Here is a 24,628-nt window from a genome sequence, read left to right on the forward strand (position 1 = left end):
ATGACGCTCGCTGTTGTGGTGAGAAAAAGAAGGGGCATGCCAAGCATGCCCCCGGTTGGTTCACAGAAAGGCTAGTTGACAAAAGAGTTAATTACAGATGGCGGCGCCCAGGTCTTGCCAGACGTCGTGCTGGCCGGGCTCATTGCCACGGGTCCAGTACTGGGCCTTCCACTGATGGCCCTTGTGGGTGGTCAGGTCACCTGCGTTGTAGGCTACCCCCGCATCCCAGCCCAGCTGCACCTGGCTTGTCAGCTTCCACTGATCGGCGCTGCGACTCGGCTCATTGCCCTGGGTCCAGTACTTGGCCTGCCACACCAGCTGGTTGTGGCTCACCTTCTCGCCACCGTTGTAGGTGGTCGCGGCTTTCCAGGCCGGCCAGTTGGCCGCATCCGGATCAGTCGCCCCGCACTCGCCTCCCCCGCTGACCGGCGTCACGGTGAGACGGGTCTTGCCCTGGGCATCCAGCACGCCGTCGGTCACTGTGACAGTGAGGTCGTAGCCGGTCGACTCGGTCACGCTGGGACCGGTAACCACCAAAGTACTGCTGTTCTGACCGCTGGCCGTCAGGCCTGCCGGGACGCTCCACTGATAGCTGAGGGTGTCACCGTTGGGATCGGTGGCATTGGCAGTGATGCTCACCTGCTTGCCTGCCTGTACCGAGACCTTGTCCTGCACTGTCACCACAGGTGGCAGATTGGGTTGCGGCGCCTTGTTGGTCACCACTACCTGATCCTTGGCACTGAGGTTGTGGTCGTCGGTCACCGTCAGCTCGAACACCAGATTCACGTCCTGGCTGACCGCATCGACGCTCACCTTGGCCCTGGCCAGGTTGGCATCGCTCAGGGTCGCCTTGGGACCCGAGACCTGAGTCCAGCTGTAGCCGAGCACGGCCCCTTCCGGATCGCGGGAAGAAGAACCATCCAGCACCAGCTCTGCCGGGCCGGTCACGGCAAGATCATTGCCAGCGTTGGCAACAGGCGGCTTGTTGGTGGGCGGCGTTGTGCCTTCCCCGTTGCCCAGCCCCTCGTGCATGGCGTTGAGAATGTCGCCGTTGTCGGCGTCGATTTCCCAGGCAAATAGCCCGCCGAGCTGGTTGGCCAGCACGTACTGTCCCTTGGCCTTGACCGAACGGTCGTCATCGAAGGTGATGAGCTCACCGGTGGATGCCTTGAACACATAGGGTGCCTCGGCCACTTCGTCATAGCTGTACTGCCAGTCACCGGCCATCTTGCCCTTGGCGATGCCACGGTAGTCGATGACCCCCTTCTCCCAGATACCTTCCGCTTCGGTGCCCGCTATGGGGCCGGTGGCGGTGCCGGTGAAGGGATTGTTGCCCTGATAACCACTGACGCCGGTCCAGCCACGGCCATACATGGCCGCGCCGACCACTACTTTGCCCGGTTCGACGCCCTGACCCAGCAGTGCCTTCACCCCCTTGTCCGTGGTGTAGCGGGTATCGGGATCCCAGCTAGCGTCATACAAGGCGGTCTGGTGACCCAGCTCAGTGTTGGTCCAGGCGCCGTTGAAGTCGTAGCTCATCAGGAAGATGTGATTCATGTATTGCTGGGCGGCGCGGTAATCCACCTTGGCAATCTTGTCATCGCCGGCGCTGATGGCGGAAGTGAGCTCGTAGGTGCGGCCCGTCTCTGCGCTCAGCTCGTCGAGCATGGCGCGCAGCTCCTTCATCAAGAGCACATAGGTCTCGCCATCGGAGGCATTGCCAAGATCCGGGTTGGCTCCCTGGCCACCCGGGAACTCCCAGTCGATGTCCACCCCGTCGAAGAATTTCCAGGTTTGCAGGTACTCTTTCACCGAGGCGACGAAGGTGTCGCGCTTGGTCTTGTCACCAAAGAAGAAGAAGGGGTCGGAGAGGGTCCAGCCGCCGATGGAGGGGAGAATTTTCAGGTCCGGATAGGCCTTCTTGAGCGCCATCAGGTTGCCGAAGTTGCCCTTGTAGGGCTCGTCATAGGCTGTGAGATTGCCCTGCCCCATCTGGATGGCAGCCCAGGGATCGTGGATGGAGACCTTGAAGTCCTCCCGCCCGGCGCAGGAGCGTTGCAGCGCCTCGAAACTGCCGGAGATGGACTTGAGACTGTCGTTGATGCCATTGCCGCCACAGATGGGCGTAAAGCCGTAGAGGATGTGGGTCAGGTTCTGGGCCGGGACCTTGTCCACGGTGAACTTGCGGCCATAGACGCCCCACTCCACATAGTAGGCCCCCACCACCTTGCCGGATTTGTTGGCGTAAGGTTTGTTGTTCTCCTGCAACGGTGCTTTGAGCGGCACCAGATGGCTGCCATCGGTGTCGGCCACCAGAATTTCTTTCTTGTCGGAGAGAGTGCAACCATCGGCATTGCACAGGGCCACCTGCATCTGGTAGCGGCCCCCCTTGGTCACCTTGAAGTTGGCGGTGCCAGAGGCTGACGCGGCGCCGGACCACACCTCCTGGCCATCGAGCAGCACCTTGGCGGTCTGGCCGACATCACCGGACCAGAGGTTCCAGCTCACGCTGACCGGCGCGCCATCGGCATGTACCTTGACCAGTTTGTTGTAGGAGGTGGCGGCTTGATCGACTTCGACGATGGCGAACTTGGTTTCGCCCCAGCCGATGGTGGGTTTGCCGGGGGCGGCAGCGAAGGCGGAGGAGGCACACAGACCCCCGACCAACAACGCCAGTACTGAGGGTTTTGGACTTAACATAGTTGAATATCCTTATTTCGTTCTTGGAATTAACAACGAAAAAGGCAACGCCAACCAGACAGGTAACGCAGACAACATCGCGCCATGGCTTGGCCCATGGACGAAACAACCTGTGGTGGCCCCGCTATCTTAGGTACTGCTGACCCTTAGACCGGAAGCTTTGCGTCCCGGACTTTCGTCCGGTTTGCCTTTTGCACAACTTGATTTGCGATAAAAAATAATCGCCGGTTGAATATAAGGAGTTAAACGAGGAAGGGCAAACCTCTGGCAGGTTATTAATAAGCCACTTTTTATCGAAAAATAGCCCCAAACGAGAAGAAAAGACGCTTTGTTGTGTAAGAAAGCGCCGATCTTGACGTCTCGGGGCTGAGATTAAAAATCAGACGAATTACTTGTTTCGTGATCATCATCAAGTTTGGTCGGCCGCAATATGCTGTTCATCAGTGCACGCAACTTGAGCGGTTTGACCGGTTTGCTGATGTAGCCGTAGCCGTGTTCACGGATCTGCGCCTGCAACTCGCTCTTGCGATCCGCACTGATGATGATGCCGCCAATGTCGTTGCCATGGGCGAGGCGCAGCATGTGCAGGGCCTGCAACCCTGTCTTGCCGTCATCCAGGTGGTAATCGGAGAGCACCAGCTGCGGCAGGAAACCGCCGGCGATGAGATCCTCCGCCTGAGCCTGGCTCTGGGCACACACCACCTCGCAGCCCCAACGCCCCAGCAGGGAGTGCATGGCGATGAGAATGTCGCCCTCGTTGTCGATGCAAAGCACCCGAACGCCTTCCAGTTGGCTATCCCGCAGGGCGGGCGCCGCCACTTGCGTCGTTGCGACAGGGCGGGTCGCCAGATTGAGGGTGATGGCAAACACGGATCCCGCCCCCGGCCAGCTGCGCAGGGTCAGGTTGTGCCCCAGCACCAGGGCAATGCCGCGGGCGATCGCGAGCCCCAGCCCCAACCCCTGCTCCTTGGCGGTGCGGGAGTGATCGAGGCGGGAGAACTCGTCGAAGATGGCCTCCTGCTTGTCGAGCGGTATGCCAGGACCGTTGTCCCACACCTCGATGCGCACCTTGTCCCCCAGCCGGCGGCAACCGAGCAGCACACGGCCGCCCGGGTTGTAGCGAAACGCATTGGTGAGGAAGTTTTGCAGCACCCGTCGCAGCAGGCGCACGTCGCTGTACACGGCCAGCTTGCTCTCCACCACCGAGAACTGTATGCCCCCCGCCTGGGCCAGCACCCCGAACTCCGCCTTGAGGTTGTCGAACACGTCGTGCAGGGCGAAATCGAGCTTTTTGGCCTTGAACTTGCCCGCCTCGAGCCGCGAGATGTCGAGCAGATCCGTGATGAGATCCTCGGTCGCCCCCAGCGCATCGTCGATGTGACGGGCGATGCGGGCCGTCTCATCCCGGGGTGGCAGCATCTCCAGCAGGGAAGAGGTAAACAGCTTGGCGGCGTTAAGGGGCTGGGTCAGATCGTGGCTCACCGCCGCCAGGAAGCGGCTCTTGGAGTGGTTGGCCCGCTCCACCTGCTGGTTTACCAGCAGCAGCTGGCGGTTGAGCTCCGATAGCTCGTGGGTACGCTCGGCCACCCGCGCCTCCAGGTGTTCGTTGGCTTCCCGCAGCACCCGTTCGGCGTCGCGAAACGGGGTGATGTCGGTAAAGGTCATGACGAAACCGCCGGCCGGCATGGGGTTGCCCTGCATCTCTATCACCCGGCCATCGGGTCGCTCCCGCGCCGAGATGTGGGGGCTGCCACGCTGCATGAAGGCGACCCGCCGCGCCACCTGGGCCTCGATATCTCCCGGGCCGCACAGCCCCTGCTCGGCGTTGTAGCGGATGATCTCCTCGATGGATCGCCCCATCTGGATGAGGCCGGGCGGGTAGTGGAACAGCTCTATGTAGCGCCGGTTCCAGGCCACCAGCTTGAGCTCTCTGTCCACCACAGAGATCCCCTGCCCCATGTGCTCTATGGCCCCCTGCAACAGGCCGCGGTTGAAGCGAAACACGTCGGAGGCCTCGTCCACTATGGTGGCGATCTCTTCGAGCTGCATGTTGCGCCCCTGCAGGGCCGACGCCAGCACCAGCCGGGCGGACGAGGTACCGAACACCCCGGCCAGCAGCCGCTCCGTATGGGCGATAAGCTCAGCCGAGGCCTGCATCTGGGGCGCCAGGGTGCCGCCCCGCTCGCCGGCGAAACGACCGAAGGCCCGCTTGACCCGGCTCGAACCGACGAAGCGGGCCGCCAGCATCTCCAGCTCCTTGACCGAGACCCGCGCCTGATAGAGGGCCGCCGTATCCCGGCTCGGCTTGCCGACAAAGTTGGCCGCCTGCAGCCGCTCGCTCACCGCCGCCCGCGACAGCAGGGATCCCGCCACATAGCCGAGCAGGTTGAGCAAGAGGCTCAGGAAGATGCACCAGGCTCCCAGACTCAGATCGCGAAACGCGGGCCAGTCCGGCGGTGCCAGCAACGCCTCCAGCGGCGAGCCGGCCAGCAGGCCGCTCTCCGCCAGCAGGGTGACAAACCAGAAGCTGACCCCGAGGGCGAGCCCGAGATAGACCCCCTTGCGGTTGCCGTGCCGCCAGTAGAGGCCGAGCAGCAGAGCCGGTGCGAACTGGGCCACGGCGCCGAACGACAGATAGCCGATGCGAGACAGACTGGTGAGATCCCCAAGCCAGAGGTAGAGCCCCCAGGCCGCCAGCAGGATCAACAGGATGGCGCCCCGGCGTACCTGCAGCAGCAGTCGCACCAGCCGCTCGTCCCGCCCCTGCTGCCAGAAGCGGCGCAGCAGCACAGGCAGCACCAGATCGTTGCTGACCATGATGGCCAGGGCGATGGTGGAGACGATCACCATACCGGTGGCCGCCGAAGTACCGCCGAGAAACGCCAGCATCGCCATGCCGTCAAAGCCCAGCGACATGGGCAGGCTGATCACATAGGTATCGGAGGCCATGCCGGCCCCCACCCACTGCTTGCCCGCCAGCGCCAGCGGCCAGATGAAGAGTCCCATCAGGAACAGGTAGAGCGGAAACAGCCAGCGCGCCCAGTGCAGATCCTGGCCCTGGTTGTTCTCCACCACTGTCACGTGAAACTGGCGTGGCAGGCAGATGACAGCGCACATGGCGACCAGGGTGTAGATGGCAAGCTCCAGCAGGCTGCCCGGCGTCACCGCCACCACGGCATCGAGAAAGTCGCTGGCCACCAGGGTGCGGGCCTGACTCGGCTTGCTGAGGATAAGCCAGAGTGCAAAGCCCCCCACCGCCATGAAGGCGAGCAGCTTGACCACGGATTCGAAGGCGATGGCCACCACCATGCCTCTGTGGTGCTCGGTGGCGTCCAGGTGGCGGGTACCGAACAGTATGCTGAACAGGGCCAGCAGCAGGGTGACCCCCAGTGCCAGCTCCGCCGTGTTGCCAGTCGGTCCCGCTGGCACCGAGTTGGCCATCAGCAGATCCAGCCCGGTGACGATCGCTTTGAGCTGCAATACCAGATAGGGCAGCACCCCTATGATGGCAACCAGACTTATCAACATGGCCAGACGCTGGGACTTGCCATAGCGGGCAGCGATGAAGTCGGCGATGGAGGTGATGTGCTCGCGCTTGGCCACCAGTATGAGGCGGGCCAGCAGGCGCCAGCCGAACAGGAACACCAGCATGGGGCCCAGATAGATGGGCACCGGCGACCAGGGGGATTCGCTGGCCTGACCGACGGTGCCGAAGAAGGTCCAGGAGGTGCAGTAGACCGCCAGCGACAGGCTGTAGAGCAGGGGTTGCCCCTTGAGACGGCGGCGTTTGCTCTTGTCAGCCACATAGGCGATGAGAAACAGCAGCCCCAGATAGGCGAGCGACAACCCGATCAGCAGCCATCCCTGGTGCATCTGTAACCTCTTGTCCATGTTGAATATTTAAGCGCGGCAGCTGCCAGTCTAGAGAGGTGCCCGGAAAATGTCATCTCCTTCTTGCCAGTCAATCCTTATCGTTTTTCAATAAAAAAACCCTTGACGAAATATCGAAAAACGATAAACACTGGCGTCAGGTTATCGATAAACAGTAAGCAAATGCCGCCTTGTGCGGCCCATGGCGTCTATCACGAGGTATAGGATGAAATACAACAAGCTCGAACGCATGAGCAGCCTGATCGAATGGATCCTGCTGTTCGCCCTGCTGGCCACCCCGCTCATGACGCTGACGGATACCTGGTCTCATCTGCTTGGCGGCAATGACAGCCTGCACGACGAACTGGTAAAGGCGCTCGGCCACGACGGTGACAAGGTGTTCAACGGCGTGCCACTAAAGGCTCAGGAAGATCAGGCCCTCGGCACCTTGCTAACCCCGCCGGCACCTGCGCTTAGCGACTATCCGCTCACCTTCGGCACTCGCCTTCTGGCCACCCTGATCATGCTGCTCCCCGATCTGGTGTTCATGCTGATCCTTTGGCAACTGCACCAGCTGTTTCGCGGCTATCGGCACGCCATGCTGTTCACCTTCGGCCAGATCCGCCGCTATCGCTGGCTCGGCTTGCTGCTGTGTGCCAGCTTCGTCGCAGAAATCATCACAATGCCGCTCGTCGACATAGCCCTCACCATGCAGGGGCCTGAATTGCATGGCACCATCAGCATAGGCTCATCAGATTTCAGGCTGCTGCTGGCCGGCTTGATTGTCTCGGCACTGGCCCTGGTGATGCGCGAGGCCAAACAACTGGCCGACGAACAACAACTGACGGTGTGAGGATCCCATGCCCATCATAATCCGGCTCGACGCCCTGCTGGCCGAGCGCAAGATGACAGCCCGTGAACTGGCCCAGCGGGTCGACATCACAGAGGCCAACCTCTCCATCCTCAAGAACGGTCATGCCAAAGCGGTCCGCTTCTCCACCCTGGAAGCCATCTGCCGCGAGCTGGGCTGCCAGCCGGGCGACCTGCTGGGCTATGAGCAAGCGCGCTAACCCGCAGGAACGACGCCATGACCCTTCCACCCGTCATCCAGAGCCTGTTGCTGCTCCCCTTCTGGGGAGCAGCCATCGAGGCACCACCCGGCCCAAGCTATCAGCTCATGGCCAGCGCCAAACCCGACACCCTGCTGATCCGCTTCACCCCGGAAGGGGCACAACCTTTCACTCTTCTGCCCGCCCGTACCTTGCGCGGCACACCGCAACAGGGGTTGCCTGCTCTTACCTGTCTGGAGAGCGGCGCCAGGGTCAAGCCGGGCCAGCCTATCCGGTGCCGCGAGCTGAGCTGGCAGGTGACGCTCAAACCAGTGCCGACAACCGGGGCCGATGCCTCTGCCCAGCAGAACCTCTACTTTCCACAAGGCGGCTGGCTGGTCACCGAATGGGGGAATTTCCCGCGCCAGCAGGGTGCACAACCGGGTCAGGTCTGCCTGCCGGATGGCCAGTGCCACCCCATGCCCCGCATGGACGAGCCGCCACTGATCCTGCCCTTCGCCCTGCCAGCGACAACCCAGTCTCGGCAGGGAGCACGTCTGCAGATCCATTACGATGGGGTGGCCGGGGCGCTGAATATCGCCAGCCTGCAAAAGAAGCTGGAGGCCATCATCGATTACCTCGCCTTTCAGCTCGATGCCCCGCCCCCACGCCAGCCCTGGCAACTGGTGTGGCTGGCGCGCGACATCAGTACCCACTCGCTGGGAGGCGCCGCCGGGGCCGGGGCCTTTGTCGCCAACTATCCGGTCAGCGACAACCAGCCCACCGCCGATGCCCCACTGCGCCTGCTGCGCACCAGTGCCCACGAGGCAGTGCACATGCTCGACACCCGGGCCAGACCGACCTGGGTCGCCGAGAGCCTGGCGGAGTACCTTGCCATCAAGTCGCTGCACCGCTTCCGTCTGGACACCACCACGGCCGCCGACGAGCTGGTGCAGCGCGAAGACCGTCTGCCCCATGCCAAGGCAGGCCTCTATCGGGCCAGTGATGCGGTCAAGGCGGGGGATCTTTCCTACTATCCCCTTTTCTACGTGAAAGGGAGCGCCTTCTGGGAGGCACTGGACCTGGCCCTGCAACGCCATCACCGTACCCTGTCGGCACTCTTGCCGCATCTCTCCTGGCAAGAGGATGGTCGCTTCGATGCGGCCTCCAGCACCTTGCTTGCGGGCACCCTGGGTGCCGAGGTCTGGCATTCCCTGATCAGCCGCTATCTGAGCGAGCCAGCGTGAGACGAGAGACATGCAAAAAGGGGAGCACATGCTCCCCTTCACTTTGTCTGGCACCTTCATTTTCGGCCAGGACATTTTGGCCAGGACATTGTCGGCCAAGATCAGGCGGAGGCCGCCTTGCCAGGGCGCAGCCGCAGGAAGAAAACGGGTACCACCACCAGCACCATGATGAAGAAGATGCCGCCACCCAGCGGCTCGAACAGCAGGCCAGAGAGTGTCATCAGGGCGGCCACCGTCATGCCGAGACCGAGCGCCGCGTAGAGTGCTTGGGTGGGGATCAGCTGCTCCGTTGGCAACTGACGGGTCATGAAGCGCACGGCGCCGAGATGACTGACGCAGAAGGTGACCGCATGAAGCAATTGGCCCGCCACCAGCACCAGGAGCTCGGTGGAGGCACCGAGCAGGCTCCAGCGCACCACGCACCCAATCGCCCCCACCAGAAACAGCGTCTGGGCACCGAAGCGGTTGAGAAAGCGCTTGTCAGCGGCGAACATGCCTATCTCCGCCACCACCCCCAGCGCCCACAGATAGCCTATGGTGGTACCGCTGTAACCTGCCGCCTTCCAGTGCATGGCACTGAAGCCGTAGTAGGCGGCATGGCTGCCCTGCAGCAGGGCCGAGATCAACAGAAAGCGGCGCACCGAAGGGGACTTGAGGGTATCGAGCAGGGAGGCTTTCGCCCGCTCTCCCTGAATGTCGCGGGGCGCCGGATGCAGCGGCAACCAGCTGAGCAACAGCATGAGCAGCAATCCCGCCACCATGGTATGCAGCACCCAGTCGCTGCCAAAATTCCCCACCAGCGATCCCACCAGAGTAGATGCAACGATGAAAGCGAACGAGCCACACAGCCGCACCTTGCCGTAGTCGAGATGGGCCTGCACCACCATGCGGGTAGCCAGTGCCTCCCCCATCGGCATCAGGGTCGGGTAGATGAAGTTCGCCACCAGGGTCAAGCCCACCAGCCACCAGAGGTTATGGCTCAGATAAAAGCCGAGGAAGGCCAGCAGACTCAGCAGACAGAGCAGCCGGGTGATGGGCAGCAGGTGCCCCGCCCCCTTGATCTGCCCCATCACCATCAGGTTGCCGGCGAAGCGGATCGCCATCCCTGCTCCCAGCAACAGACCTATCATCTCGGCGCTCACGCCGATCCCCTCCAGCCAGAGCGACCAGAACGGCAGATAGGCACCATAGACGAAGTAGAAGGCGCCAAAGAACAGGGCTAACCAGGAGAAGGCGGGCATAGATCCTCGACAGCGGGAAGAAGGGGCACAAATGATAACCGATTTGCAGGGGAGGATCCTGCGATCCCGAGGGGAAGCAAAAATGAAAAACATCAATAAAATTGAACTATTGCCACAAGAGTGGAGTCTATTGAGTAATACCACCTCCTGGTTAGTGTTGCAATCTTTCCACCCGCTTCTGGCGGGTTTCTTTTTTTAGTGGTCATGGGCCGGTTTCAGTCCACAGAAAAGGGGCCTTGCGGCCCCTGAATCATAAGATGTGCGTGCTGCTCACCGGCATTAGAAGACGTACTTGACCCGTGCGCTCAGGTTGCGGCCCGGCTCTGTCTTGTTGCTGGTGTTGGCGGTAGCGCTCTGCCCAGTGATGTTCTCGTAGCTGACATACTCCTTGTCAAACAGGTTGAAGACACCGACGTTGAGCTGCACATCCTGTATGGGCTTGAACTGGGCGTAGAGATCCACCACGCCCCAGCCAGCGCTCTTGATGTTGTCGTTGCCTCTGGCATCCTTGCCCACCTTGTCCATGTCATCGGCAAAGCGCAGCGCCGTGTTGATGTTCCAGTTCGCCTGTTCCAGACGCACACCCACACTGCCGTTGAGCGGGCTCAGGCTGTTGATGTAGTTGCCATCCCCATCCTTGCCTTCGATGTAAGCCAGGTTGCCCCAGACGTTGACCAGGTCATTCAACCAGTAGTCAGCCTTGGCCTCGATCCCCTTGGTGGTCGCCTTGTCCAGGTTCTGGTACTGATAAAGCGCAGTGCGACCCTCGGTGCCAACCTGGGCCAGCTCGATGAAGTCGTCAAACTTGTTGTAGAAAGTCGCCACTTCGTAGCTGAAACCGCCGGCATCGCCGCGTACCCCCAAATCGATGCCATCGCTGCTCTCGGGCTTGAGGTTGGCATTCGGCTCGATGCGATAGCCATACGCCTGGTGGTTCAGGGTCGAGAAGGCGTTGTCATACATGGGGGTCTTGTAGCCATGGCTGTACTGGGCGAACAGATTGGCCGCCTCGTGTGCCTTGAACACCAGCCCCAGCTTGGGTGAGAACTCCCCTTCGGAGAACTTCTTGAGGTTTTCGCCCGTGTAGGCGGGATCCTGATCCGGGTTCATACGGTAGTAGTCGTAGCGAACACCCGGCGTCAGTACCCAGCGCTCGCCAAACTTCAGCTCGTCGAAGGCCCACAGGGCACCGTGTTCCGTGGTAGTGGACGGGAAGCTCAGCTCGCTGTAGCCAACAAAGTCACCCGGCGTGGTCGGCGCCTTGAAACGGGTGCGCTCGTTGTCGGTATGCTCATACTCCAGGCCCCAGGCAAGGCGCTGACTGGCCAGTGCCTTGCTGAATTTCACCTGGGCCCCCAGGCTCTCTTGCTCGAAGCCGTTGCTGTCCAGCGAGTTCTTGGTCACATAGGGGTTGCCCGGTCTGACCGGATACTTGGAAGAGGCGTACTGATCCAGGGTCTGCTTGGTGCGGGCATAGTAGACCTTGCTGTCGATGCGATCGACCCAGGGCGCGTTCAGGGCGATGCCGTGATCCAGCATCAGGGAGAGGTTGTCCGTGTCCTTGTCGGTGATCGGCTGATTGAAGACGGAGCCTGCCTTGGTGAGATCGACGGCATCCGGATCCTGCCCTTCGTTGAAGTAGTCGACGGTCAGTTTCAGGAATTGATCGTCGCTCAGGTTCCACTGGCTCTTGAACAGCACGGCCTGGCTGACGATGTCGAACTCCTTCTTGTCGCCATCGTAGTTCTGGGTCACGCCGCCGTCACGCCAGGTGTAGCGCAGCAGGTTTTCGAACTCGCCGCTGCGCAGGGCCCCGGTAAAACCGGCCATGTTTTGATGGCTGCTGGAGGCGTAACCGCTGGTCACGTCCAGATAGCTGTCGCGGCCCCGGAGGAAATCGCTGGCATCCTTGGTGGTGATGGCGATGACGCCGCCCAGGGCATCGGAGCCGTAGGCCGCCGACGCAGGCCCCTTGACCACTTCTATCTGCTTGATCATGTCGGTGTCGAAGTAGCTCTGGCCGACCCCGCCGTTCTTGTAGGCATCGTTCTGGCGCACACCGTCACGCACCATCTTGACCCGGTTTTCACCCATGCCACGGATGACGAAGGTCTGGGCATCACCAGCACCGCCTATCGCAGTCACGCCCGGCTCGTAACGGAACAGGTCGGCAACGTTGCTCACCGCCTGCTCTTCAATCTGCCTGGCCGTGATCACAGTGATGGGACCGGAAACATCTTCCAGTTTTTGCTCCATCCGTGAGCCGCTGACGACCATGACTTCATCTGCTTTCTTGTCCGCCGCAAAAACCGGGGAAGCGAGGCCGGCCGCCACGGCAAGGGCAACCAGCGAGAGGGTGTTGTTGTGCGCCACTGTGAATCCTTATTGAGAACTGTTATCAAACAGCTGGCATATTACTTAGCTCGCAACAAAGATCAACAATAAAAGGAATCATTCTCATTTTCTTTTGTCATAGTTAGGTTCTACACTATTCCCCTCTGTTTTCCAGCTCGCCATGCTGTCATCGTATGGCCTCGGCTCTTCTTCGTTGTGAGATACTATGACCCGACTACTGCCCCTGCTCACCCTTCCCCTGCTGCTGGCCGCCTGCGCCACACCGCCAAGTGACGATGCCGGCACCCTCTACCACTATCAGCTCAGCGCAGGCCAGTCAGATGCAGGCCAAGGTGAGCTGACGCTGACACAGGCGGTGGATCGGGTGGCGGACGCCGACATAGTGCTGGTGGGCGAGCTGCATACCCATACTGCCGTACACCTGCTGCAGGCCCGTCTGCTGGCGGGGCTGGAAGAAGCATCCCGGGCCGATGGTCGTGCCCTTGTGCTCTCCATGGAGCAGTTCAGCCGTGCCGATCAAGCCGTGGTGGATGCCTATCTGGCCGGGCGCATAGGTGAGGCGGCCCTCATTCGCGATGGCAACGCCTGGCCCAACTACCAGAGCGACTATCGCCCGCTGGTGGAGTTTGCCAAACAGCACCATCTGCCGGTCATCGCAGCCAACGCTCCCAAGCCGCTGGTGAGCTGTGTCGGTCAGGAGGGGCCACAGTGGCTCGACAAGCTCCCCGCCAACCGCCGCAGCCAGCTTGCCCGCGAGCTGACGCTCACCGACGATGGCTATCGCCAGAAATTCATGGCCTCGCTCCACCACGGTGATGCCGACGGCAATGCCCGCCGCTTCGCCGCCCAGACCAGCTGGGATGACACCATGGCCGAAAGCATGGTCGATTATCTCAAGCAGCATCCCGGCCGGCGCATCATGCACATCGCCGGCAACTTCCACGTCGAGGGGGGCCTGGGGCTCGCCAGCCGCATCGCCAATCGCAACCCTTCGCTCAAAGTTGCGCTGGTGGTGCCAGAGACTCTATCGCAAACGAATGCACAGATCCCCGCCGGGCAAGTTGCCGATATACGGGTCCGGATCACACCTCTGCCAGAACGCTGGCTAAATGCAGATGAAATGAAGCAAGATATGGGCGCACTGCATCAATCCCGAAGCCGTGACTGCAGCCAATGGCTGCAACCCTGAAAATCGCCTAAGGATTCCATATGGATGTGTTACTGGTCATCGACATGCAACAAGGGCTGTTTGCTCATCCCCGCCATCAGGACGCGCAGGTCATTGCCAATATCAATCGTCTGGCAGACAGCGTGCGGGCCAATCAGGGCCGTGTCATCTATGTGCAGCACGACGCACCGGGTTCTGAACTGGAACCCGGCAGTGCAGCCTGGCAGCTCCACGCCGATTTGCTCCCGGCGCGCAGCGACAGCAGGGTGAGCAAGACCGCCTGCGACAGCTTCCTCGATACAGAGCTCGGCTTTCTGCTGGCGGAACAGGCAGTGGATCGCCTGCTGATCTGCGGCTGTGCCACCGATTTTTGTGTCGACACCACGCTGCGCAGCGCCGCCGCCCGGGGATTTGACGTATTCGCGGTGACGGATGCCCACACCACGGCGGATCGTCCTCACCTGAGTGCAGAAAAAATCATCGAGCATCACCACTGGATGTGGGAGCACCTGAGCCTGCCAAAGGGCAGAACCGTGACCCTGCTCACGACGGATGAATTGCTCGAAGCCACCCAGCCCGAGCTGGCGTGTTAATCTGCCAGCCTTGAAGTGATCACCGGATTGGAGTCTTTTGTGCGTCTACTGTCTGCCGTTGCATTCATGCTGTTGTTACCGGCAATTTCTGCCTGCTCCGGTTTGCCGGGGCGTCAGCCGGATGGCCCGGCCCCCCTGTTTAGAACCCAGATCAACGAAGAGGGGAGCAAGCGTTTCACGTTTGAAGCCGCACCGTTCGACACCCTGCCTACCCGGCTGGAGGAGAACGACGGCAATCGCCTGAGTCGCAGCAAGAGTCTGCTGGAACGGCGTGAAGCTCTGCAGGATGCACAGTTGACCCAGACCCTGGCCGAACGGAAGTATTGCCACAATGGCTATATCATCCTCAGCCAGACTTCCTGGAAGATCCGGGGCGAGTGCAACGAGACGGCCAGCCAGGCCGATCGCGATGCCTTCCCCAACAAGGCTTCCTGGCAGGACTAGCTCTCTGGTGTGACACGCAATAAAAAACGGGCAGCCTGGGCTGCCCGTTTTTTTATTGCAAAGGCCTGTCGTCAGACTGGCGCATCGGCCGGGCTGGTCAGCTCGGCACCGTTGTCGACCCGTTTATGCCCTTCCACCAGATGCACGAAATCCACCAGCTCGTCACCTGAGACGCGAAATGCCTGGCCGAAGCCTTTGACGAACAAACCCTGCTCGGGTTTGAGGCGAAACAACACGAAATCCTTGAGATTGGACAGCCCTTTGACTATCTCGCCAAAACGCCCTTCCAGCGCGGCAATCGCCTGACTCCAGCGCACGTCGTCACGAGCCACTACTTCGGCCAGTGCATCAAAGGTGAGACGCTTGCGGGCGAACAGCTCACGGGCACCTGTCTCGTCCTCGATCAGCATCAGCGATACCTTGGGTACCTGTTGCAGGTTGCGGGCGTGACGGGCGATTTCAGAGATGAGCACATAGTAGCCATCTTCCTGCAGCACGAAGGGGGCATAGCTGGCATTGGGGTTGCCTTCGCTGTCCACCGTCGCCAGTTGCAGGGTGCGGCAACCGTCGCGAAACTCGCGGATCTCCGGTTGCAGACGATTCTGCAGACGCTCCTGACGTTCACTCATGCTTTTACTTCCTCTTGGTACTGGTGGCGCAAGGCCATGAAACGCTCCACCTGGGCAGGCAACAGCTTGCGCTGCTCATCACGTCCCAGATAGACCTTGAAAATACAGCGGCCGCTGTGGCCGAAGAACTGGAAAGAGTGGCCTTCTTTACCCATAAACAGCTTGCTGACCAGGGCAATGCCGACCACGTTGTCGAGCTTGAGATGGCCGTGCATCTCGCCGTCACGCCCCATCAGGTTGTAGTAGCCACGGGCATTCTTGCCTCTGGGGAAGGGTGCCTTCACCTCGAAAATGGAACCATCGGATTCGACGATAGTGGTCACCTGACCCCAGTCGGCCAGATCCGCCAGCAGAGCTTCAGCCTGCTCGGCGGGGACCAGGGTCACCAGCTCGTCAGGCAGGTGGCGCACCACCTCCCACTCGCTGACCGCCAGCTGAGTGGCAATGCTGGAAGGATGGGCGCTGGGATCTTGCTCCAGCAGCTCATGAATGCGTTGTGCAATGCTCATCGGTTCTCCCTGGGGATGCGTTCTGCATCCCTCTTCTGTCATGGCGAATACTGTAATAAAGCGCCCAAACCAATGCAATTGATAATCGCTTTCATTCTCAGTGCATTTTTTTCACCGACTTGATATTCTCGGCGCAAACCCAACTTCATTCACCCTTCGGAGGTTAGCATGGGCCGTCGTTTTGCCCTCGCACTCACCCTGCTGAGCTGCTCAGCTCTTTCCCTGCCAGCAAGCGCGCAGGAACGTATCGTCAGCATAGGTCCTGCCACCACAGAGCTCATTCTGGCGCTGGGCGGTGAACAGAGCCTTATCGCCACCGACATCAGCAGCGTTGAACCGAAAAATCTGCCCAGGGTCGGTTATCACCGTGCCCTCTCCGCCGAGGGGATCCTCAGTCTGGCGCCAACCCACCTGATCGGCAGCGACGAGATGGGCCCGGCACCGGCGCTGGATCAACTGCGCCGTGCAGGCGTAGCGGTTAGTGTGCTGGATACGGCACCGACCCTGGCCAACCTCAACCAGCGTATCGATACCCTGGCCAAGTTGCTCAATGACCCGGCCGCCGGGGCGACACTCAAGGCCGAGATCCAGACCCAGACCGATCAGCTGGCCGCGCAGGCTAAACAGAACAGGCCGCTCAAGGTCGCCTTCCTGCTGCTGCACAAGGGGCAACCCACCAGCATAGCCGGCGGCAATACCACCGCCAGCGCCCTGCTCACCCTGGCGGGCGGCATCAATCCGGTAGACCAGCTGAGCGACTACAAACCCGTCTCTGCCGAAGCCCTGATCAAGCTGCAGCCGGACCTGGTGCTGGTAAGCGGTCGCGACTGGCAGCAATATCAGGATCCGGAAACTGTGCTGGCACAGGTGCCCGCGCTCGCAGCGACGCCGGCAGGTAAGAATCGAGCCATCCACGCCATCGACGGCCACGCCCTGCAAGGGGGTCTCAGTCTCACCTCGCTGCAACAGGCGAACCAGATCGCCAAGTGGATCAAGCTGGGCTCATGATGCGTCTGCCACTACCCTGGTTGCTTTGCCTCACCAGCGCCGCGCTGGCACTGCTGCTGGTCGGATCCCTGGCGACCGGCCCCATGGCGCTCTCCCTCGGCGAGAGTCTGCGCGCTCTGTTTGCCGGCCAAGAAAGTGGCATTGAAGCCCACAAGCTGCTGATAGTGCAGGAGATCCGCCTGCCCCGTACCCTGCTCTGCATCGCAGTGGGCGGCATTCTCGGCCTCTGTGGCGCCGTCATGCAGGGGCTGTTTCGCAATCCGCTGGCCGATCCCGGCATTATAGGCGTCTCCGGCGGGGCCGCCCTCGGTGCCGCGCTGGCCATAGTGCTGCTGGCCCCTCTCGGCCAGCAGTGGCAGAGTCTGCTCGGCATAGGCCTGCTGCCGTTGCTCGCCTTTCTCGGCGGGGCGCTCACCACCACGCTGGTATATTTGCTCGGCACCCGGGAAGGTGGCACCTCCGTCACCGTCATGTTGCTGGCCGGGGTCGCCATCACGGCACTTTCCGGCGCAGTGATCGGCCTGCTCACCTATCTGGCCGACGACCAGATGCTGCGCAACCTGAGCCTGTGGCAGATGGGCACACTGGCGGCAGGCAAACCGGTGGATGTGGCGCTGGCACTGGCTACCCTGATCGCCCTGCTGCTGCTGTTCATGTGCGATGCCAATCCCCTCAACGCCCTGTTGCTGGGGGAAGGGGAAGCCCGTCATCTGGGAGTGAATGTGCAATCCCTCAAGCGGCGCCTTATCTTGCTCACCGCCGCTGGGGTCGGTGTCGCCGTCGCCGTGGCGGGCATGATCGGCTTCGTCGGTCTGGTGGTGCCCCATCTGGTGCGACTGCTGGCCGGGCCCAACCATGTCAGACTGTTGCCGCTTTCAGCTTTGCTCGGCGCTGCCCTGCTGCTGGGCGCCGACATGCTGGCTCGCACCCTGATGGCGCCAGCCGAGTTGCCGGTGGGCATCATTACTGCCCTGCTGGGCGCTCCCTTCTTTATCTGGCTGCTGGTCAAGGGCCGCCGGACGCTTTAACCGGAGGTCTCATCTTGTCAATATCATCCCCTCTGCTGCGCTGCCACCAGCTCAGCCTCACCCGTGGTTGCCGCCCCATCCTGGACAGACTCGACCTCACACTGCAAGGCGGCACGCTCACCGCCCTGCTGGGCCCAAACGGCGCAGGCAAGAGCTCACTGCTCAAATGCCTGACCGGCGAGCTGGAGTACGAAGGGGAAATCAATCTGTTTGACCGGGAGCGGCAAGCCTGGGCCAGCAGAGAGCTGGCCCACCGCGTCGGCGTGCTGCCGCAGAGCTCGTCTCTCAACTTTCCGTTTCTGTGCGAAGAGGTGGTCGCCATGGGGCGCCTGCCCCACACTGAGCCCGGCAGCCGACGGGACGAGATAGTGCGGGCCGCCATGACCCACTCCGGGGTCGATCACCTGGCCAGACGTCTCTATCCCGGCCTATCCGGGGGGGAGCGACAGCGGGTGCAGTTTGCCAGAGTGCTGGCCCAGATCTGGCAAGCACCGGACGATCCCCAGCAGGCGCGCCTGTTGTTGCTGGACGAACCCACCTCGGCGCTCGACCTCAAATATCAGCACCAGCTGCTCACCATGGCTCGTGCCCTGGCTGCCCGCAACACGGCCGTACTGGTGGTGCTGCACGACCTCAATCTGGCGGCGCGCTACGCCGATCGACTGGTGATGCTGGATCAGGGCAGGCTGCTGGCTGATGGCACCCCGGCCGAGGTACTGACCCCGGCCTTGATCGACCGCCTCTATGATTATCCCGCTCAGGTGATCCATCACCCTGAGACAGGCCTGCCCATGGTGGTGTGAGAGGGGTCGGGATCCTGGATAGCAAAAGAGCGCCATCAGGCGCTCTTTTTGATTGTGAGAGAAGTTCTGGCTCACGCTATCTGATAACGGCCCGGCTTGTGTCGTTGAACGTCAACACCCGATACGGATATCGGATGAGTGCAATATCGGGTTCTCACGCTATCTGATAGCGGCCCGGCTTGTGATTGAGTGTCAACACCAGGTTACAGATGATGGCCGCCACTACCGAGAGGGCCAGGATCCAGGGCTGCACCACGAAGCAGGAGGCAACGACTATGGTGCAGTCCAGCCCCATTTGCAGCTTGCCGGCGCGGATGCCAAAGCGGTCCTGAATAAACAGCGCCAATATGTTGAAGCCACCCAGGCTGGATTTGTGGCGGAACATGATGAGCAGCCCCATGCCAATCAGGGTGCCACCGATCAGGGCAGCATAGACGGGCTCAATCTTGCCTATCTGCAGCACGGCGTTGAGGTGATCCGTCATGAAGGAGACAGCCGCCACCGAGACGAAGGTGTTGAGGGTGAAGCGCGGCCCCATCCTCAGCCAGGCCAGGGCGTAGAACGGCAGATTGATACCGAAGAACAGCAGGCCGAAGCTCAGGCCCGTCACCTGTTGCAGCAAGAGCGCCAGCCCGGCGGTACCGCCGGTGAGCAGGCCAACCTGATGAAACAGGAAGATACCGAGAGAAACGAAACCGGCTGCCGTCAGCAGGGCGAGTACATCTTCATAAAACGGGTGCACAGAAGCGTGCGGGTCCGCAGAGCCCGGGGTGTTGTCCATAACCTGTATCCAATAGCGAAGTGAAAAGAGTGTTTTTGCCGCCGTAGCGGACGCGAGCCCTGTCCGCAGGGCTTCGTTATGGGGTCCAGTCTATTTTTTGCGACCATGATCACAATAGCCCCGGGAAACGCCCCGTTTTGGTGCCTGTCATTCTCCATTGACAGGCCGTGCACCAAGATGCAGCATGCCGCGCCTGACGAGCTCCGCCATCACCCGCCATGTCACCGGAACGACGTGGCGCCGGCGTGCGCGCTCTGGTACAAAGCCCACAGCCATCTTCCAGTCCCCGTTCAGGACCAGAGACCCCCAATGATCAGCACAGGACAACACTCATGAAGTATCTGGTGACAGGCGCCGCCGGCTTTATCGGCTTTCACGTGGCCAAACGGCTATGCGAGGCAGGCCATCAGGTGGTGGGGCTGGATAATCTGAACGACTACTACGAGGTAAGCCTGAAGCAGGCGCGACTGGCCCGGCTGCTCCCCTTCCCCCACTTCCACTTCGAACAGCGGGAGCTGGCAGATCGGGATGCCATGGCAAACCTGTTCACCAGCGGCCAGTTCGAGCGGGTGATTCACCTGGGCGCCCAGGCGGGGGTTCGTCACTCACTGGAAAATCCGTTCGCCTATGCCGACAGCAATCTCATCGGCATGCTGACTGTACTGGAAGGGTGCCGCCAGCACGGCATAAACCATCTGATCTACGCCTCCTCCAGTTCTGTCTATGGCCTGAGCGATCTGATGCCCTTCTGTGCCGAACAGCGGGTAGATCACCCCGTCTCTCTATATGCCGCCACCAAGAAGAGTGGCGAACTGATGGCCCACTCCTACTCTGCGATCTATGGTCTGCCTACCACAGGCCTGCGCTTTTTCACCGTCTATGGCCCCTGGGGTCGCCCCGACATGGCCATCGCCAAGTTCACCCGCGCCATCCTGGCGGGCGAGCCCATCGATGTGTACAACCACGGGGATCTCAGCCGCGACTTTACCTACATAGACGACATAGTCGACGGCATACTCGCCATCGCCGAGCTGCCGCCCCGCGCCAATCCGCACTGGCACGCCAGTCAGGACAGCCAGGCCGAGAGCGCTGCCCCCTATCGCATCCTCAACATAGGCAACGGCCAGCCGGTGCGGCTGCTCGATTTTATCGAGGCGCTGGAACAGGCGCTGGACAAGCCCGCCATCAAGCGGATGCTACCCATGCAGGCCGGCGACATGCACGCCACCTGGGCCGACAGCGAGCCCCTTCACACCCTCACGAGCACCCGCCCCGCCACCCCGCTCAGGCAGGGAGTCGCCGAGTTCGTGCGCTGGTATCTCGACTATTACCGGCCAGGGTGAGCCCCGGTGACATGAATGTACAATCCTGACTTAATAGCGCGACGTGGAACATGAGTCATCACAGGCTTCCCCCATCGCAAGTCGTTTTTGCTACCCCTTGTGATGGGACTGTCCCTTCCAATGCCCACCGGCATCCCACACGGGCCTGTATTTGCCATTGGTTCCATACCATTTTGATCTCTGGGCAGGTGGCGTCATAACAACAGGATCCACTGGATTAATGGCAGATCGGGCCATGTTCCCCTATATCTTCTGTACCCCAACAGGAGAGAATCCATGGCAAGCCTCAGCGAAAACAGGCTGTTTTTGCTGCTTTTTTTATCGCTGTTGCTGGCCGGTACTGTGCAGGCTGCAGCGCAAAGCAGGGATTTCAGACAAGCCCCCAAGGCGCTCACTGCCCTGAAAAAGGGTCAGGTGGCGCAGAGCCAGGGCAATTTGACCCAAGCCATCCACTTCTATTGTGCCGCTGCCACGACGGGTAACCCGGAAGGCTATTTTCGCATCGGTCGCCTGCTTGCCACCGGCCCGGGCTCGGTGCGCAACCCCAAGATGGCCAACGCCTACCTCGCCATGGCAATGCGCCTTGGCAATCAGCAAGCCGCCCGCTACTACAATGCCCGCATCGGCAACGCCATCATGGGGGATCAGTGTGGCGCCGGCGTCGGCGGGGGAGCAGGCAGTTACTTTGCCGAGATCCCCAATACCCCTTTCAATCTGGATGCCTATCTGGCCCGCCAGTCACCAACCAAACAGAAACTGGCCGCCATGTTGCGCCACGCCGCCAAGCACCACAGCCTCGATGAGCGGCTGGTGCTGGCCATCGCCATTGCCGAATCCAACCTCAACAGCCGCGCCGTCTCCCCCAAGAATGCCCAGGGGCTGATGCAACTCATACCGGAAACCCAGCAGCGCTTCGGCGTGACTCGCCCCTTCGATCCGGCACAGAACATCAAGGGGGGCGTGACCTATCTCAAGTGGCTGGATCGCCGGTTTGATGGCAACTGGATACTGATGTCGGCAGCCTACAACGCCGGAGAGAGAGCGGTGGAACAGTACGGCGGCATTCCCCCCTATCAGGAGACCCAACAATATGTGCGGCGAGTGCTCTACTTCGCCGGTCACAAGGGGAAGTAGTCCTCACCCGTTCATGCCCGATCTGGAAATAGACGTCGGCCCCTTCCCAACCAGCGACCGGCTATCAGAGCCAGGTACAACCCAATGTCTCGCTCGCGGCCAGCGAAAATATTGGCCGGCAAGACTGGTCGGCGACGAACAACCAAATATGGCGGCTTTGGCACAAAAAAGAGTCCTCATTATGCCAGGCGAGCCCCCAGCGCACAGCCGGATGTGACGGCTGCGGCAAAGAGGGCTACAAGCCGGGCCCTGCCTTTGCCCCCCTTCCCCCATTGGTTTACAATCGGAGCGTTTTTTGGAACCGGGTTGACGGCGTGTCGACCTGGCCCCACCACGACATCAGTCTGTTAGTGCCAAGACATTAACCTGCTGAATAGGAAGAGAATTAGCCAATGGCTCAATTTATTTACACCATGAACCGGGTCGGCAAGGTAGTGCCGCCCAAGCGTCATATCCTCAAGAACATCTCCTTGAGCTTCTTCCCGGGCGCCAAGATAGGCGTACTGGGCCTGAACGGTGCCGGTAAGTCAACCCTGCTGCGCATCATGGCCGGCATAGATACCGAGATCGAAGGGGAAGCCCGTCCGCAGCCCGGCATCAAGATCGGCTACCTGCCCCAGGAGCCGAAGCTGGATCCGGAGCAGACAGTCCGCGAAGCGGTGGAAGAGGCCGTCGGCGACGTCAAACGCGCCATGGCTCGCTTGGACGAGGTCTATGCGGCCTACGCCGATCCGGATGCAGATTTTGACAAGCTGGCCCGCGAACAGGGCGAGCTGGAAGCCATCATCCAGGCCCAGGGTGGCCACAACATGGAAAACCAGCTGGAGCGCGCGGCCGATGCCCTGCGTCTGCCGGCCTGGGACGCCAAAATCCAGCACCTCTCCGGTGGTGAGCGCCGCCGTGTGGCGCTGTGCCGTCTGCTGCTGGAAAAGCCGGACATGCTGCTGCTGGACGAGCCGACCAACCACTTGGATGCGGAATCCGTGGCTTGGCTGGAACGCTTCCTGCACGACTATGAAGGCACAGTCGTGGCCATCACCCACGACCGCTACTTCCTCGACAACGTGGCAGGCTGGATCCTGGAGCTGGACCGCGGCGAAGGTATCCCGTGGGAAGGCAACTACTCCTCCTGGCTGGAGCAGAAAGATGCCCGCCTGGCCCAGGAGGCCAGCTCCGAAGCGGCTCGTCGCAAGTCCATCGAGAAAGAGCTGGAGTGGGTTCGTCAGAATCCGAAAGGCCGTCAGGCCAAGTCCAAGGCCCGTATGGCTCGCTTCGAAGAACTCAACACCAACGACTACCAGAAGCGCAACGAGACCAACGAGCTGTTCATTCCGCCCGGACCCCGACTCGGCGACAAGGTGCTGGAAGTGGCGAACCTGCGCAAATCCTACGGTGATCGGGTGCTGATCGACGATCTGTCGTTTGCCATTCCGAAAGGGGCCATCGTTGGCATTATCGGCCCGAACGGTGCCGGTAAGTCGACCCTGTTCCGCATGATGTCGGGTCAGGAGCAGCCGGATTCCGGCACCATCACCCTGGGCGAAACCGTGGTGCTGGCCTCTGTGGATCAGTTCCGCGACAGCATGGATGACAAGAAGACGGTGTTCGAAGAGGTCGCCGACGGTCAGGATATCCTGCGTATCGGCAACTACGAGTTCCCGAGCCGCGCCTATATCGGCCGTTTCAACTTCAAGGGCGCCGATCAGCAGAAGCGGGTCGGCGAGCTCTCCGGTGGTGAACGTGGCCGTCTGCATCTGGCCAAGCTGCTGCAGACCGGTGGCAACGTACTGCTGCTGGATGAACCGACCAACGATCTGGACATCGAAACCCTGCGCGCCCTCGAGAACGCCCTGCTGGAGTTCCCGGGTTGTGCCATGGTCATCTCCCACGATCGCTGGTTCCTCGACCGCATCGCCACTCACATCCTGGACTACCAGGACGAGGGTAATATTGCCTTCTTCGAAGGCAACTTTACCGAATACGAAGAGTGGAAGAAGAAGACCTACGGCGCCGAGGCGATCCAGCCCCATCGCGCAAAATACAAACGCATCACCAAATAAGGGTGACGGCGTCACAAGGGGAGCTTCGGCTCCCCTTTCTATTGCCTTTTGGCATACAATCCAAGACGGATGCCTTTGCATGGATGTATCGAAATGACGACCCAGCCCCCCACAGAGAAGAAACTCACCATCCAGATCCGGGTCGAACCCGGCTGCCTCGGGCCGGATGGCAAAGAACACATCGAGACCTTCTGTGTCGCCGCCGCCAAGATCTTCGCCGCCATCTATCCCGAGCTGGTGAGCTGGGTGCTGATCCCGCGCTATGACAAGCAGTTGCCGGAGCAGGAGTTCTTCATCGAGGGACGCAAGTTGACCGAGGAGCAGGCCAGTCTGTTCCTGCGTCGTGTCGGTAGAGAGCTGGGGGAAGTACAGGACAGACTCGACTCCGTGCTGGCCCAGCTGGTGGAGCGTTACTTCAAGACCCTCTGACGCGGCCTCTGTCAGCCATAAAAGGTTCTCTATCGAGGACCTTTTTTATTGCTCAAAAAGAAAACGTTTGAATTTTTGCTCTATTCATTGATCCGCTTCGCAGATCCGGGGTTTGTAAACGCCGCCGCCTGTGTGAAAATGTGCGCGCTGTCACGGTATCAGGACGAGTCTGGTCACTTAGCCACCAGAAAAACAGCCCCCTTGCCCACGCATGGATGGGGTGCCGACTCTCCTGCT

20 protein-coding genes and 1 riboswitch are annotated in these 24,628 nt (G+C 61.0%); of the genes, 13 read left to right on the forward strand and 7 right to left on the reverse strand.

Annotated elements, in window-relative coordinates; translation table 11 throughout:
- Positions 1-87 precede the first annotated feature (87 nt).
- Both GWQ27_RS01745 and GWQ27_RS01750 read right to left on the reverse strand, forming a co-directional pair.
- Positions 88-2,700: a glycosyl hydrolase family 18 protein gene (locus GWQ27_RS01745; protein WP_275906533.1), complete on the reverse strand. Its 2,613-nt coding sequence runs from the start codon at positions 2,698-2,700 to the stop codon at positions 88-90.
- A gap of 111 nt (positions 2,701-2,811) precedes the next feature.
- A riboswitch (cyclic di-GMP riboswitch) is annotated at positions 2,812-2,899 on the reverse strand.
- Between the two features lie 173 nt (positions 2,900-3,072).
- A complete protein-coding gene (locus GWQ27_RS01750; protein ID WP_275906534.1) occupies positions 3,073-6,573 on the reverse strand; it encodes a PAS domain-containing hybrid sensor histidine kinase/response regulator in 3,501 nt (1,166 codons plus the stop codon).
- Between the two features lie 223 nt (positions 6,574-6,796).
- On the opposite strand from GWQ27_RS01750, the gene GWQ27_RS01755 reads away from it, so the two are divergent.
- From GWQ27_RS01755 to GWQ27_RS01765, 3 genes are read left to right on the forward strand one after another with little or no spacing between them, the layout of a single operon-like run.
- The gene (locus GWQ27_RS01755; protein WP_256687550.1) at positions 6,797-7,423 is read left to right on the forward strand and encodes a DUF2975 domain-containing protein; all 627 of its coding nucleotides are present in this window, start codon (positions 6,797-6,799) and stop codon (positions 7,421-7,423) included.
- Between the two features lie 7 nt (positions 7,424-7,430).
- Positions 7,431-7,640 carry a helix-turn-helix transcriptional regulator gene (locus GWQ27_RS01760; protein WP_042035054.1) on the forward strand — a complete coding sequence of 70 codons (210 nt, stop codon included), beginning with the start codon at positions 7,431-7,433 and terminating at the stop codon, positions 7,638-7,640.
- A gap of 17 nt (positions 7,641-7,657) precedes the next feature.
- Positions 7,658-8,866: a hypothetical protein gene (locus tag GWQ27_RS01765; RefSeq protein WP_275906535.1), complete on the forward strand. Its 1,209-nt coding sequence runs from the start codon at positions 7,658-7,660 to the stop codon at positions 8,864-8,866.
- 101 nt (positions 8,867-8,967) lie between these two features.
- Here the strand turns inward: GWQ27_RS01765 and GWQ27_RS01770 are convergent, their stop codons facing one another.
- The gene (locus tag GWQ27_RS01770) at positions 8,968-10,107 is read right to left on the reverse strand and encodes a 3-phenylpropionate MFS transporter (protein ID WP_275906536.1); all 1,140 of its coding nucleotides are present in this window, start codon (positions 10,105-10,107) and stop codon (positions 8,968-8,970) included.
- 279 nt (positions 10,108-10,386) lie between these two features.
- Positions 10,387-12,480 (reverse strand): TonB-dependent hemoglobin/transferrin/lactoferrin family receptor, encoded by a 2,094-nt coding sequence (locus GWQ27_RS01775; protein WP_275906537.1) that lies wholly within the window; start codon positions 12,478-12,480, stop codon positions 10,387-10,389.
- 187 nt (positions 12,481-12,667) lie between these two features.
- Between GWQ27_RS01775 and GWQ27_RS01780 the strand changes: the two genes are divergently transcribed.
- Genes GWQ27_RS01780 through GWQ27_RS01790 form a run of 3 tightly spaced genes read left to right on the forward strand, consistent with a single transcriptional unit; the run spans position 12,668 to position 14,667 of the window.
- Positions 12,668-13,651: a ChaN family lipoprotein gene (locus tag GWQ27_RS01780; RefSeq protein ID WP_265453135.1), complete on the forward strand. Its 984-nt coding sequence runs from the start codon at positions 12,668-12,670 to the stop codon at positions 13,649-13,651.
- Positions 13,652-13,671: 20 nt separating this feature from the next.
- The gene (locus GWQ27_RS01785) at positions 13,672-14,223 is read left to right on the forward strand and encodes a cysteine hydrolase family protein (protein ID WP_265453136.1); all 552 of its coding nucleotides are present in this window, start codon (positions 13,672-13,674) and stop codon (positions 14,221-14,223) included.
- A 39-nt stretch (positions 14,224-14,262) separates the two neighbouring features.
- Entirely contained in the window at positions 14,263-14,667 is a 405-nt protein-coding gene (locus GWQ27_RS01790; RefSeq protein WP_005311736.1) for a hypothetical protein, read from the forward strand.
- 71 nt (positions 14,668-14,738) lie between these two features.
- On the opposite strand, the gene hutZ is transcribed toward GWQ27_RS01790, so the two are convergent.
- The gene (gene hutZ / locus GWQ27_RS01795) at positions 14,739-15,296 is read right to left on the reverse strand and encodes a heme utilization protein HutZ (protein WP_005311733.1); all 558 of its coding nucleotides are present in this window, start codon (positions 15,294-15,296) and stop codon (positions 14,739-14,741) included.
- A complete protein-coding gene (hutX, locus tag GWQ27_RS01800; RefSeq protein WP_021138344.1) occupies positions 15,293-15,805 on the reverse strand; it encodes a heme utilization cystosolic carrier protein HutX in 513 nt (170 codons plus the stop codon). The genes hutZ and hutX overlap by 4 nt, the downstream gene beginning before the upstream one ends.
- Before the next feature lie 168 nt (positions 15,806-15,973).
- Between hutX and GWQ27_RS01805 the strand changes: the two genes are divergently transcribed.
- The 3 genes from GWQ27_RS01805 to GWQ27_RS01815 are packed head-to-tail and all read left to right on the forward strand — an operon-like array spanning position 15,974 to position 18,644.
- A complete protein-coding gene (locus GWQ27_RS01805) occupies positions 15,974-16,813 on the forward strand; it encodes an ABC transporter substrate-binding protein (protein ID WP_265453137.1) in 840 nt (279 codons plus the stop codon).
- Complete coding sequence (locus GWQ27_RS01810) at positions 16,810-17,841, forward strand: iron ABC transporter permease (RefSeq protein WP_275906538.1); 1,032 nt, start codon at positions 16,810-16,812, stop codon at positions 17,839-17,841. Before GWQ27_RS01805 ends, GWQ27_RS01810 begins: the two co-directional genes overlap by 4 nt.
- Positions 17,842-17,855: 14 nt before the next feature.
- Positions 17,856-18,644, forward strand: a complete 789-nt coding sequence (locus GWQ27_RS01815) for a heme ABC transporter ATP-binding protein (RefSeq protein ID WP_275906539.1) — start codon at positions 17,856-17,858, stop codon at positions 18,642-18,644.
- 154 nt (positions 18,645-18,798) lie between these two features.
- Here GWQ27_RS01815 and GWQ27_RS01820 read toward each other — a convergent pair whose 3' ends face one another.
- Positions 18,799-19,425: a YitT family protein gene (locus tag GWQ27_RS01820; RefSeq protein ID WP_219598437.1), complete on the reverse strand. Its 627-nt coding sequence runs from the start codon at positions 19,423-19,425 to the stop codon at positions 18,799-18,801.
- A 332-nt stretch (positions 19,426-19,757) separates the two neighbouring features.
- Between GWQ27_RS01820 and GWQ27_RS01825 the strand changes: the two genes are divergently transcribed.
- From GWQ27_RS01825 to GWQ27_RS01840, 4 genes are all read left to right on the forward strand, one after another.
- A complete protein-coding gene (locus GWQ27_RS01825; protein WP_275906540.1) occupies positions 19,758-20,768 on the forward strand; it encodes an NAD-dependent epimerase in 1,011 nt (336 codons plus the stop codon).
- A 276-nt stretch (positions 20,769-21,044) separates the two neighbouring features.
- The gene (locus tag GWQ27_RS01830) at positions 21,045-21,902 is read left to right on the forward strand and encodes a lytic transglycosylase domain-containing protein (protein ID WP_111589247.1); all 858 of its coding nucleotides are present in this window, start codon (positions 21,045-21,047) and stop codon (positions 21,900-21,902) included.
- A gap of 392 nt (positions 21,903-22,294) precedes the next feature.
- The gene (gene ettA / locus GWQ27_RS01835; RefSeq protein ID WP_017412471.1) at positions 22,295-23,962 is read left to right on the forward strand and encodes an energy-dependent translational throttle protein EttA; all 1,668 of its coding nucleotides are present in this window, start codon (positions 22,295-22,297) and stop codon (positions 23,960-23,962) included.
- Positions 23,963-24,055: 93 nt separating this feature from the next.
- Positions 24,056-24,391 carry a hypothetical protein gene (locus GWQ27_RS01840; RefSeq protein ID WP_059168486.1) on the forward strand — a complete coding sequence of 112 codons (336 nt, stop codon included), beginning with the start codon at positions 24,056-24,058 and terminating at the stop codon, positions 24,389-24,391.
- Positions 24,392-24,628: the final 237 nt, after the last annotated feature.

Origin of the sequence: Aeromonas sp. 5HA1, assembly GCF_029237245.1 — a bacterium.
Lineage (GTDB): Bacteria > Pseudomonadota > Gammaproteobacteria > Enterobacterales > Aeromonadaceae > Aeromonas > Aeromonas salmonicida.

Coding starts and splice junctions, on each gene's coding strand:
- GWQ27_RS01805 (WP_265453137.1), top strand. CDS start 15,974: ATGGGCCGTCGTTTTGCCCTCGCACTCACCCTGCTGAGCTGCTCAGCT.
- GWQ27_RS01760 (WP_042035054.1), top strand. CDS start 7,431: ATGCCCATCATAATCCGGCTCGACGCCCTGCTGGCCGAGCGCAAGATG.
- hutZ (WP_005311733.1), bottom strand. CDS start 15,296: ATGAGTGAACGTCAGGAGCGTCTGCAGAATCGTCTGCAACCGGAGATC.
- GWQ27_RS01825 (WP_275906540.1), top strand. CDS start 19,758: ATGAAGTATCTGGTGACAGGCGCCGCCGGCTTTATCGGCTTTCACGTG.
- GWQ27_RS01820 (WP_219598437.1), bottom strand. CDS start 19,425: ATGGACAACACCCCGGGCTCTGCGGACCCGCACGCTTCTGTGCACCCG.
- GWQ27_RS01770 (WP_275906536.1), bottom strand. CDS start 10,107: ATGCCCGCCTTCTCCTGGTTAGCCCTGTTCTTTGGCGCCTTCTACTTC.
- hutX (WP_021138344.1), bottom strand. CDS start 15,805: ATGAGCATTGCACAACGCATTCATGAGCTGCTGGAGCAAGATCCCAGC.
- GWQ27_RS01765 (WP_275906535.1), top strand. CDS start 7,658: ATGACCCTTCCACCCGTCATCCAGAGCCTGTTGCTGCTCCCCTTCTGG.
- GWQ27_RS01745 (WP_275906533.1), bottom strand. CDS start 2,700: ATGTTAAGTCCAAAACCCTCAGTACTGGCGTTGTTGGTCGGGGGTCTG.
- GWQ27_RS01755 (WP_256687550.1), top strand. CDS start 6,797: ATGAAATACAACAAGCTCGAACGCATGAGCAGCCTGATCGAATGGATC.
- GWQ27_RS01780 (WP_265453135.1), top strand. CDS start 12,668: ATGACCCGACTACTGCCCCTGCTCACCCTTCCCCTGCTGCTGGCCGCC.
- GWQ27_RS01810 (WP_275906538.1), top strand. CDS start 16,810: ATGATGCGTCTGCCACTACCCTGGTTGCTTTGCCTCACCAGCGCCGCG.
- GWQ27_RS01840 (WP_059168486.1), top strand. CDS start 24,056: ATGACGACCCAGCCCCCCACAGAGAAGAAACTCACCATCCAGATCCGG.
- GWQ27_RS01830 (WP_111589247.1), top strand. CDS start 21,045: ATGGCAAGCCTCAGCGAAAACAGGCTGTTTTTGCTGCTTTTTTTATCG.
- GWQ27_RS01785 (WP_265453136.1), top strand. CDS start 13,672: ATGGATGTGTTACTGGTCATCGACATGCAACAAGGGCTGTTTGCTCAT.
- GWQ27_RS01750 (WP_275906534.1), bottom strand. CDS start 6,573: ATGCACCAGGGATGGCTGCTGATCGGGTTGTCGCTCGCCTATCTGGGG.
- ettA (WP_017412471.1), top strand. CDS start 22,295: ATGGCTCAATTTATTTACACCATGAACCGGGTCGGCAAGGTAGTGCCG.